The organism is Aliiroseovarius sp. M344 (genome assembly GCF_025140835.1).
In the GTDB taxonomy this organism is placed as follows: domain Bacteria; phylum Pseudomonadota; class Alphaproteobacteria; order Rhodobacterales; family Rhodobacteraceae; genus Aliiroseovarius.
In genome coordinates, this window is the sequence record NZ_CP081153.1 from 253887 (window position 1) to 266776 (window position 12890).

At 60.5% G+C, this 12890-nt stretch carries 2 protein-coding genes; both read left to right on the plus strand.

Annotated elements, in window-relative coordinates; all coding sequences use genetic code 11:
- Positions 1–29: 29 nt before the first annotated feature.
- Positions 30–785, plus strand: a complete 756-nt coding sequence (locus K3556_RS01215) for an aspartate/glutamate racemase family protein (protein WP_260517921.1) — start codon at positions 30–32, stop codon at positions 783–785.
- A 626-nt stretch (positions 786–1411) separates the two neighbouring features.
- Positions 1412–12874 carry a hypothetical protein gene (locus tag K3556_RS01220; RefSeq protein ID WP_260517922.1) on the plus strand — a complete coding sequence of 3821 codons (11463 nt, stop codon included), beginning with the start codon at positions 1412–1414 and terminating at the stop codon, positions 12872–12874.
- The last annotated feature ends 16 nt before the right edge of the window (positions 12875–12890 follow it).

A 12890-nucleotide genomic window follows, 5' to 3' on the forward strand; every position in this document is an offset into this window, starting at 1 on the left:
CCGCAAATGTGGACCAAAGGACGAACGAAATGAAACTGGACTTCGACACAGATGACGGCATCGGCACCCGCGCCAATCTGGGTGTGATCGTTTTGGAAACCGACGAAACGCTGGAAAGCGAGTTTCGCCGGATGACCGATCTGGACGGCGTCGCGCTTTATCACTCGCGTATCCCGATGGTACCCGAAGTCCGGCCCGAGACATTGGCGCGGATGCTGGATGATATGCCTGCCTCTGCCCGTCTTTTACCACCGTCGCTTGATTTCGACGTGATCGGATATGGCTGCACCTCGGCCTCGACCGTGATCGGGTCGGAAAAAGTGGCTAAGGCGATCCAATCCGTCTGTCCTTCGGCGAAAGTGACCGACCCGCTGGCCGCCATCATCGCCGCCGGTCACCACCTTGGCGCAAAGCGGCTTGGGTTCATCACGCCCTATGTCGCGTCCGTATCCGAGCAGATGCGCGACAGGCTGGAGGAGGCCGGGTTCCAGATTGTCGGCTTCGGATCCTTCGAAGAAGGCCGCGATCCGGTGGTTGCGCGGATCTCTGAAGCCTCGATCATCAAAGCCGCTGACCGCGTGGCAGCGCAAGCCCCCTGCGATGCCATCGTCATCTCGTGCACCAACCTGCGCTGCCTTTCGATCATCCCCGAGATTGAATTGCGCACCGGCGTACCCATGCTGTCCAGCAATCAGACATTAGCTTGGCATATGCTGAAGCTGGCGGGCGTCGATAGCACGCGAAAGAATATGGGCCGGTTGTTTGAGGATTGTGGTCTTGGTTGATTTAATGGCCGCTTTGATACGATTCTCTCTCTTGTCTCAACGTTACCAAGAAGCTCTGTCCAAAGTGTTTCGTTGATCCACAATTTTACAGATCAAAGTGGCGATGAGAGACACTTGCGGCGGTCCAGAGATCAGCAGCGTTCAATTTCGCTTAGAGAAGATGTCACACCCGGTGGAGGGCTTTTGCGTGTGTTTGGCTGGCATGACAACGAAAGGGGCTTTTCACATCGGATATGGGATGCGTCGAAGATGGTTGCAAACGCGGTTCAAAGTCACAGAAAATCGGTGTTCTAAGCCGAAACTCGGCGTTGATTGACGTGTGGGCAATTGTCCACACCCAACTCTATTATGCAGAGAACGTGAACAATGGTTAATCTGTCTGTTGTCTAGGTAGAGCTTTCTTACTAACAATTCCTAAAGCAAGTAGTTTTTGGCGTGCAAAGGTGTGTTTTGTAGATGGCCGTCGCCACTACTACCCAGTTGGACCGAAGAGAAGCCAACAGAAAAACGCGCAGTTTCGAGGTTGTGAGCAGATGAATGAGTCCCGTGATAGACAGACGAGTAATCGGCTTGGACCCGTCTTCCGTGCAGCCGCAGCGATAAAGACTGCCCTGCTTGCTATTTTCATGGTTGCGTCGTTTGCGGGTGAGGCTGATGCATCCGACTTCACCCTGACCTCTGTGCCCAACAATTTCACCGCGATCCTTGAAGACGGCAACGGCAACTCGATTACGGTCACTGTTTCGCCGCAAAACACGTCTTGCGCCAGCATTAGCGGTGCTGGCCGCATAACGCTGTTTCCCAGTCAGAACCGCGCTGCCTGTAACCAATCCTCGATTATGACCTATACGACCAATGGGTTCTTGCTGGATCGGGCTGTCTTCGAAGATATCGACGATATGGACGGCACTGCGCCAAGGGATTCCTTCGCGGCAAACGTGCCGGGCACATGGACGTCGCCTACCATTGAGATTTATCCGCTGGTCGGACCGCTCCCCCCCTGGCTGTCAGCCGCCAATGATCAGCGCGGCCGATTGATCGCCTCGGGCGCTGTCGGAAGCTTCTTGGCAAACGCGAGCGGCAATAACCCGACAAACGAGTCTGCGACTTTCACGTTGGATACGCCGACCACATCTTTCTCGATCATCATGGATGATGTTGAAGGCTCACGGAATGCGCGTGTTCAGTTTTCACTCGCCTCCATCACCATCGATATTTCACCTGAGCTGACGTTGCAAAAGGTCGTCGACAATTCGCTTGGCGGCGATGCGGGGCCGGGTGACTTTACCTTGTCCTATACAAATGGCGGCACGGCATCCGGCAGCGGTGTCACCGGGGCTGCGTCCGTCACCGACGTCACGGTGCCGGTTGGCACATACACGATTTCAGAGACGAACGACCCGGACTATGCCTTGACGGCTACCTGTTCGGGCGGGGCGGACAGCAATCCGCTGGATGGTCTGGCTTTGGGGGACGCTGAAGATGTGACCTGCGTTCTGACCAACACCTTTGTTCCCGCCCCCGCGCTGGAGGTGACCAAGACCGTCCCGGCGACCAATCTGTCAAACCCTCCATCGGTGGGCGACACGATTGCCTATCAGGTGGTGGTTGAGAATACCGGCAACGTGGATATGTCCAGCGTGGCCCCGGTTGATACCGGCCCGACCTTTGACGGAAATGCCCATGCGGGTGCTGATCTAAGTTGGGTGACGGGCGACAGCACGACACTTGCGCCGGGTGATACGGCGACGTTCACCGCGACCTATACGTTGGCGGCGGCAGATGTCGCAGCACTGACCAGCGCGGCGGACCCAACCAACGCAATAGCCAACAGCGCGACCGCAACCGGCACGCCTGCGAACGGAACGCTGCCCCCCGTGACGCCCAGCACGGCCACGACCGGATACAGCGCCGCCCCGGGTTTGAGTGTTGCCAAGTCCGTGCCAGCCACCAACCTGTCGACACCGCCCACGGCGGGCGACACGATTAACTATCAGGTGGTGATTGAGAACACCGGCAACGTGGATATTGCTGGCGTGGCCCCGGTTGATACCGGCCCGACCTTTGATGGAAGCGCCCATGCGGGTGCCGATCTAAGCTGGACGACCGGTGACAGCACGACGCTGGCCCCCGGCGCCTCGGCGACGTTCACGGCAACCTATACCTTGGTGGCGGCAGATGTGACGGCGCTGACAGGTGCGGCAGACCCGACCAACGCGATTGCCAACAGTGCAAGTGCAACCGGCACGCCGACCTCTGGCAGCTTGCCTCCGGTCACGCCGAGCACCGCGACGACGGGTTACACGGCCGCGCCCGGTATGAGCGTGGCGAAAAGCGTTGGGGCCAACAATCTGTCCACCCCACCCGTTGCGGGCGACACGATTGAATACGAGGTTGTCGTCACCAACACCGGCAACGTGAACATCGACGGGGCAACGCCGGTGGACACCGGGCCGACCTTCGATGGTGATGCTCATGCCGGGGCAGATTTGTTCTGGTTTACGGTTGGCAGTACGACACTGGTGCCGGGCGAGGCCAAGACCTATTTCGCGACCTATACGCTTGTGGTCGCCGACGTCGCTGCGTTGACCAGTGCGGCAGACCCGACCAATGCGATTGCCAACAGCGCAACCGGCACCGGCACGCCGACCAGTGGCACCTTGCCGCCGGTGACGCCCAGCACGGCGACAACGGGCTATACAGCCGCGCCGGAACTGAGCGTTGCGAAGTCCGTGCCTGCGACCAACCTGTCGAACCCGCCCGCGATTGGGGATACGGTCGACTATCAGGTCGTTGTGACGAACAGCGGCAATGTGGACATCTCGGGCGTTGCCCCTGTGGATACCGGGCCGACCTTTGACGGTAACGCCCATGCCGGTGCTGATCTTGTCTGGACGACAAGCAACAGCACGACGCTAGCGCCCGCCGACACGGCGACCTTCACCGCGACTTATACGCTGGTGGCGGCGGACGTAACTGCTTTGACCTCGGCCGCCGATACGGCGGCCGCGATAGCTAACAGTGCGACGGCGACCGGCTCGCCGACCTCTGGCAGCTTGCCTCCCGTGACGCCAAGCAGCGCGACCACGGGGTATACCGCAGCGCCCAGCATCAATGTTGAAAAGACAGCAGACACATCAGGGTTCAGCACGCCGGTCGCAGCGGGCGATCAGATCATCTTTACTATTCAGGTCGCCAACACCGGCAATACGGCGCTGACCAATGTGTCGCTGAATGACAGTCTGACCCGGCGCGACGGCGCGACGCTGACCTTGTCGGTTCCCGGCACGCCCAGCTCCGGCGATGGGGGCGTGACTGGCACGCTCGATATCGGCGAGACATGGGAATATCAGGCGACTTACACGCTTGTGCAGGATGACATTGACGCAGGTGGTGTGCAGAACACTGCAACCGGTAGCGCTGATGTGCCGGGCGGCGGAAACGTTTCGGATGTATCGGACGATGGCGATGATGGGGACGGCAACACCACCGACGACCCAACGCAGGTGAATATTGCCGCAACGCCCACGATCACACTGGCCAAAAGCCTTGCCGTTAGCAGCCCCAACCCGTTTGATACGGTGGGGCAGGTGCTCGCCTATGAGTTCCTTGTTACCAACACCGGCAACGTGACGATCACCGCGCCGGTCTCGATTAACGACCCCCTGATCGCCGGGCAGGGTAGCGGACCTGTCACTTGCCCGACCGGACCGATCCTACCAACTTCCAGCATCACCTGCACCGGCAGCTATCAGGTCACGCAGGACGATCTGAACGCAGGGCAGGTCGTGAACGCGGCCACCGCAAGTGTCACCCAGCCGGTTGTGCCGGTAACCCCCGGCGGGCCAACATCAGTGACCGCGACCGATGGGCCGTCCGGTGTGACAGTTCCGGCCGACACGACGCCATCCATCAGCTTTGGCAAGGCGTTGGCATCCTCATCAGCCCTGACCTATGCGGCGGTTGGCGATCAACTGACATATGAATTCACCGTCACCAATGACGGCAACATCACTTTGGATGGGCCGTTTACCGTGGATGACGACCAGATCGGTAATGGTCTGGCCTGCGGCACCGGCCCGCTTTTGCCCGGCGCAAACGTGACCTGCACCCATGTCTGGACCGCCGCTCAGGAGGATCTGGACGCGGGATCAGTGACCAATATCGCGTCCGCTGCCACAACGCAGGGTGGCAGCCCGGTTCAGTCGCCAACCGACACGCTGACGGTCAATGCCTCGACCAGCCCCGCGCTGACGGTTGACAAAACGCTGCAATCCGCCACGCCGGACGTGTTCGATGAAGGCACCGTGCTAAGCTATCAGTTCGAAGTGACGAACACCGGCAACGTCACCATCGACGGGCCAATCACCATCACCGACAACAAGGCTACGGGCATCACCTGTGCGCCGTTGACGAATGGAGAATTGCTGCCCACCGAAAACGTCATCTGCACCGGTTCCTATACGATGGTTGCGGGCGATGTGGGCTTTGGGTCCGTCACCAACGTCGCCACCGCGACGGGTGATTATAACGGCACCCCCGTCACCTCGCCGTCTGATGATGCGATTTATCCGGTCAGCGCGGCGCCTGCCATCTCGTTGACCAAGGACAGTGACCCGACCGATGTGACCTTTGCGGCAGCGGGCGACGTGATTACTTATTCTTATGAAATCACCAACGGTCCGACCGTCGCCCTGTCGGAAGACATCTCGATTGATGATGACAAGATCGGCGCGCCTTTCGTGTGTTACGATGCGTCGGTCAGTGGTGTGTTTGGGGTGAATGAAACCGCGACCTGTACCGCGCAATATACCGTCACGCAAGATGATGTGGACGCGGGCGAGGTTACCAACCTCGCCGTCGGCTCGACCACCTTCGCGCCGGGCACGCCGGATGAAACGCTGGTGTTGTCGGGTCAGGCCACCAAAACCGTTCCCGCAGTGACCGACCCGTCGCTGTCGATTGCCAAGACCATCTCGAACGGCCCGCAACCTGCCGCCGCGGGTGATGTGATCGAATTCACCATCACCGCGACCAATGATGGCAACCAGACCATCGCGAATGCTTCGATAAGCGACCCGGATGTGGCCGCGCTGACCTGCACCCATCTTGGATCGACCGTCACCGGGCCTGTCACCCTGTTGCCGACCGAGACGATCACATGCGTTGGTGACTATACCGTGACGCAAGACGACATTGACGCGCAAAGCAAGATCAACATCGCGAACGTGTCTGGCACCGATCCCACCGGGGCGACGGTTTCGGTTGACGGGCAGGTCACTGTTGCGCTGGTGGACAATACCGCAGCGCTTGAGTTGGAGAAATCCGTCACCCCCGCTGTGGCCCCCGGCACGCCGGTCTTCACGCAGGCAGGCGATACCGTCACCTTCTCGGTTCTGGCGCGCAACACGGGCAACGTGTCGCTGGAAAATGTGGTGATCACCGATGACCTTCCCGTGACGCCGACAAGCTGCACGGTGGGCGACCTTGCCGTCGGTCAGGCGCTGACCGTTTGCACCTTTACCTATACCGTGACGCAAGATGACGTGGATGCCGTGAACGGAGCCGCCCCGACCTATGGCGGGTTCACCAACATCGCGCGTGCCACGGCCAATGACGTGACGCCGGATGCCACGCCGATCACTGCGCAAGACGACGTGTTCGTGCGCGGCCCGGATCAGGCGCCCAGCTTCTCGCTTGCCAAATCGGCAGATGCGGCGCAGATCGCATCCGTTGGGCAGGTGGTGAATTACAGCTATCTGGTGACCAACACGGGCAATATCACGCTGACCGCCTTGCCGATCGTGGCGGACGACAAGATCGCCAGCGTTTCCTGCCCTGCGCTGCCGGGTGGAGAACTTGCACCGGGCGACGATCTGACCTGCACCGGCAGTTACACGGTGACGCAGGCCGACCTGAACGCAGGCAGCCTGACCAATATCGCGCGCGTGTCCTCGCCCGAAGTGCCTTTGCCTGTCACACCGGGTCCTGAAACGGACACCGTGACCTTGCCCGCCAACCGCACCGCGTCGGTGGATTTCGCCAAAACGGCCTCGATCACCTCAGGCGCGGCTGTTGGCGATGTGATCACCTATACCTACAGCGCGACCAACACCGGCAATGTGACATTGACCGATGTGGCGGTCAGCGACCAGCACACAAGCGCGGCTGGCACCGTGGCGCTGAGCGTCGGTGGTGATGCGATTGATACGGATGTCGCACCAGCCGGGGACAGCACAGATGCCGCCGCCGATGGCAGCTGGGATACGCTCGCGCCGGGCGACAGTGTGACCTTCACGGCCAGCTATACCGTCACGCAGGATGACGTGAACCAACAGGGGTCGCTGGACAACACAGCAAGCTTGACTGCCACACCGCCCGCAGGGCTTCCCCCTGTTAATGAAACCGACGGGCTGTCGATCCCGGTCACCGCCCCGACGCCGGGGATTACTGCGCTTAAGACGCTGGCGACCGGTGGGTTGTCTTCGCCCCCCGTGGCGGGCGAGACACTGGATTACACCATCACCGTCACCAACTCGGGCAATCAGGATCTGAGCAATATCAGCCTGATCGACGTGTTCCAACGGCTTGACGGATCGACCATCACCCCCGCCGCCCCGCCGCAATATGTCAGTGGCGATGTTGGCACGGCCAATGTGTTGGATGTGGGCGAGGCATGGACCTATTCCTTCCAACACGTGCTGACGCAGGCGGATATCGACGCAGGTGGCGTCAGCAACCAAGTCACCGCGCGCGGCCAGTCGCCCAGCAATGCGCTGGTGTCGGATGCGTCCGACGATGGCAACCCGGCCAATGGTGACGACAACCCGACCGTTTTGCCAATCGCCGTGACACCGGGGATCGAGGGGCAGAAAACCCTGACTTCGGGCAGCGGCGTGGTGGGCAGTCAGCTGGTCTTCCTGATCGAGGTGACGAATACGGGCAACGTGACGCTGACCAGTACCGGCATCCAATCTGACACGCTGACGCGAGTGGATGGCACACCGCTGACGCCCTCGGCCCCGTCGTTCGTTGGATCGACGCAAGGGTCTGGCGCAGGCACTCTGTTGCCCGGCGAGGTTGCCAGCTACGAGGTCCGCTATACGCTGATCCAAGACGATATTGACGGCGGCGGCGTGCGCAACAGCGCGACCGTCACCGGCACCCCGCCCAGTGGCGTGCCGATCACCGATGTAACCGATGACGGTGACGACGGTGACGGCAACACAACCAATGACCCGACCGAGGTTCTGATCACCCCGACCCCGGCGCTGTCGATGGTCAAGACGGTTGGGGCGGGATCGTCCAACCCCTATGACACCGTCGGCCAGCAGATCAATTATGACTTCGCCGTCACCAATGATGGCAATGTCACCCTGACCGATCCGATCACCATCGCGGATGATTTGATTGACGGGGCAGGGGGCAGTGTCACCTGCGATCCTTTGCCAGTTGGCGGTTTGGCTCCCAACACGACGCTCAGCTGTGCCGGCAGTTACCTTGTCACACAAAACGACATCGACGTCGGGTCGGTGGTCAATACCGCAACGGCCTCTAGCGGAGTGACGACCTCAGCGCCTGACAGTGTGACCGTTCCCGCCAGCCAAACCGATGCCTTGACCCTCGTGAAAGTGGCGGACCCATTGGCGGGCGCGGACTTCTTTGTCGGTGCCACTGCGACGTATACCTATACCCTGACCAACACCGGTAATACGACGCAGGTCGGACCATTCAGCGTGGACGATAATCTGATCGACGCAGGCGATATCACCTGCCCGATTCCCGTGGGCAACGAGCTTGCGCCAGGTGATGATCTGGTCTGTGCGGGCACGTATCTCATCACCGCGACAGATGTGGATCTGGGTGTCGTGACCAACCTTGCCAGCGGAAGTTCATCCGCGACCACCTCGCCGCTAACATCCGAGACCATTCCTGATCAAGGTGTGGCAGCGCTGACGATTGACAAGCAACTGGTAGCAGGCCCCGATTTCTCAGAGATTGGTGATGTGATCGGGTATCAGTTCATCGTGACCAACAGCGGCACCCGGACTCTGATCGACCCGATCATCGTGCGTGACAGCATTTTGGGTGATATCACCTGCTGGACCCCCGACCCGCCCACCGATCCCGATTTCCAAGTCGGCGAGGACGCATTCTGTATCGCTGATTATGTCGTGACGCAGGCCGATCTGGACCGCGGTTTCGTTTTCAACGAGGCCTACGGCGAAACTACCTATGGCCCTGGTGACACACCGGTGGTCAGCCCGCCGGACAGTGTGACGGTGGCTGGTGACCTGATGCCGGGCCTGACGCTGACCAAAACGGCCGCGACCTTGCCCGTCACATCAGTTGGTCAGGTGCTGACCTATACTCTGACGGCGGAAAACACTGGCAATCAAACCCTGTCGAACGTGTCGATCACCGACCCGCTTCTGCCCGGTTTCAACTGCGAAACGTCGTCACTTGTGCGTGGTGACACGCTGCAATGCACCGGCACCTATACCGTCACGCAACCCAATGTGGACAGTGGCACCCTGTCGAACCGCGCCGATGTTACAGCGCAGAATCCGCAAGGGGCGCCGGTGGCCACTTTTACCACATTGGACATTCCGATGCCCGCAGCAGCCCCGGCGATGGACTTAAACAAGGTCGCCACGCCATCCCCCTTTGGGGCGGTTGGCAGCACGCTAACTTATCAATTGTCAGTCACCAACACCGGCAATGTGACCCTGACGAATGTCGCAGTGGATGACCCCATGGGCGGCGGGCAGATTTGCACCATTGCGTCGATCGCGCCGGGCGTGACGGCGGGCGGGTGCAATTTTGATGTGACCGTCACTCAGGATATGGTTGATGCAGGCGAGATTGTGAACAACGCCTCTGCCGCCGCGACCGACCCTTTCAACACGCCGGTAAGTGACACCGTCGAACTGACAACCCCCGGCGCAGCACGCAATCCGGCGCTTGAAGCGACCAAGGTGGTGCTGGGCGGACAATCGGTGGTTGGCGGGCTGGTGGATTACAGCCTGTCGGTAGCAAACACCGGCAACGTCACGCTGCGCAATGTCAGTGTCGTTGACCAGATGCAATCGCTTCTGGGTGCAGTCACCGCGTTGGATGCGCCCTTTGCACTGGACCCTGCCAGTGACACCGATAGTGATGGCGAATTGGATGTGGGCGAGGTCTGGACCTATGCCGCCTCGGTCACGCTGCGCCAGATTGATCTGAACCATGCGGGCTTGTCCAACCAAGTCACCGTCACCGCCGATGGCCCCGCTGGCAGCGGGCAGGCAACCGATGTGTCCGATGATGGCGATGACAGTGACGGCAACACGGTCGATGACCCAACCATTTTCAATGTGGTTGTGGACCCGCAACTGACTGTTGTCAAAGCCGTTTTGACCCCCGGAACCCGCGCTGGTGATCAGGTGGTGTTCGAGATTACGGCGACCAACACCGGCAACCAGGACCTGACCGATCTAAGCGCCAGTGACACGCTGCTGCGCGCCGATGGCACGCCGATTCCGGCCATCGCCACGCCGTTGTCGGTGCCCGCGACGCTATCGCCAACCGAGGAAGCGGTTTGGCGCGTGACCCACAACCTGATCCAAGCGGATGTGGATGCTGGCGGGTTGCGCAACAGCGCGGTGGTCAGCGGCCTGTCGCCCGATAACACACCCATCAGCGATCTGTCTGCCGATGATGATCCGTTGGACGGCAACAACACCGACGACCCGACCGAGATGCTGATCCCGCCCGCGCCGGGCATGGAGGTCATCAAGCGCGAGGTCTCAGCCGGGACGCGCGCCGGCGACAGCGTGGACTATGAGGTCACGGTCGAAAACACCGGCAATGTGACGCTGACGGGTATCGCGCTGGCGGACCAACTGACTGCCATTGATGGGACCGACCCGCGCGCCCTGACGCCGGTCTTCAACAGCGCGGATGGCACGCCGCCGTCACCCGCTGGCACATTGCTGCCAGGCGAGACCGCGACCTATAATGTGTCCCACGTGCTGACGCAGGATGACGTGAACAAGGGCGGGGTGATCAACGTAATCACCGCAAGCGCGGCTACGCCGCTTGGTGGCTCGACCTCTGATGTGTCCGATGATGATGGAGTGGGGACGGACGACCCAACCGTCACGCCGATCGCCGCCGCTCCTGCGCTGGATGTGACGAAAACCGCCGGAGCGCCCTCGCGCCTGTTCCACACGGTTGAGCAATCGACCTTCACGATCACTGTGACCAATACCGGCAACATCACCCAGACGGGCATTCAGGTAGTGGACGATCTGGTCACTTTCCTTGCGCCGGCAACACTGTTGTCTGCCGACTATCCGGTCACGACCACAGCAGCGGACTTCACCAGCGGGGCCGCCAGCGCAACCTTTGACGGGGTCGGTGACACGGCGCTTTTGTCTGGCGACCCGACACTCGATCCCGGCGAAACCGGTACGATCACGATCACTATGGTCTATTCCACCGCGAATGGCTTCCCGACCGCACCGAACACGGCCAGTGCGACCTCGACCCAGTTGACCACGCCCAGCATCGGGCAGGGACCGCTGACCCCGAATGACAATGATGGCGACGGGATCCCGGACTATCAGGATTTCGACCCGACCGGCTATTTCTATTGCGAACAGGACGGGTCTGTTCTGACAGGCGGTCAAGTTAGCATCTCGGGTGGCGGATTCACGCAAACCGGTGTGGGGACCAATGGGCCGATTGTCGTCACCGATGACGGGTCGGACGGGTTCTATCAGTTCTTTGTCACTTCGCCGGGGACATACACATTGGCCGTGACCTATCCGCCGATTGGCACGCCGTCGACGACGCGCGCGCCGGGTGGCACGCTGGATACGACCACGCTGTTGCCGGCAAATCCGGCGCTGATCGGGTCGGGGACAACGGCAGACGGATTGACGCTGACCGACTATTCGGCCGGGGGCAATCCGTTCTACTTCACATTTGATATCGAAGCGGGCGATCCCGAGGTTCAGAACAACAACATCCCGTTGATGGATTGCCGCCCCAGCGTGCCGATTGTCGCCACCAAATCGGCAGATCGTGATACCGCGGTGTTTGGCGAGACTGTGAATTTCACTCTGACCTTTGAGAACCTGTCCGGCGCGACGTTCCCTGACACGCGTTTGGTAGACGAGCTGCCGCCGGGCTTGCTGTATACCCCCGGCACCGCGAGGGTGAACGGAACAGCAGTGGAACCGAACGTATCTGGCCGCCAGTTGCGCTGGATCGAAACGCTCAGCGCGTCTGAGAAGGTGACGATCACCTTTGCCGCCCGCATCGCGTCGCGCGGAAACTTCGGAACTCTGACCAACCGCACATGGGCGCAGGATGCAAACGGAAACGTGCTGTCGAATGTCGCAATGGCCGATATCGAAATCCGGCCCGAGCATGTGTTCGATTGCTCGGATGTGATCGGCAAGGTGTTCGACGACAAAAACCGCAATGGTTATCAGGATGGACCAGGCACCTTGCCCGAGGCGATCCTTGACGACAACATCTATGACGGAAGCAAAGGCAAGCTTGCCCCGACAATTGAACGCCCCAACACGACCGAGCCGGGCTTGCCTGATGTGCGCCTTGTGTCGCCCAATGGCACGATCATAACTACAGATGAATATGGCCGCTTCTCGGTCCCCTGTGCTGCGCTTCCCCGCACGATCGGGTCGAATTTCATGCTGAAGCTCGACAAGCGCAGTTTGCCGACAGGTTATCGCGTCACCACAGAAAACCCGCGGGTGATCCGCTTGACACCGGGCAAGATCGCCAAGCTGAACTTCGGAGCCGCGATTGGAAATGTGGTCGATATCGACCTGACCCGTGCAGCCTTCGCCAACGGAAAGACGCAGCCAAGCGCAGGGCTTGCGCGGGCTCTGACGGCGCTAATCAACCAGATCAGTGGCACGGAGACTGCGATCGAGCTGACATATGTGCTAGGCGCGGGTGAAGACCCGGCCACAGGACGCGCACGTCTGAGGGCCGTCAAGCAAGTGCTTGAAAGCCAGTGGCACGGATACTATCGCCTTGATGTGGGCACCAATGTGGTGCGCAAACAATGAGCGCGGTGAGGTATAA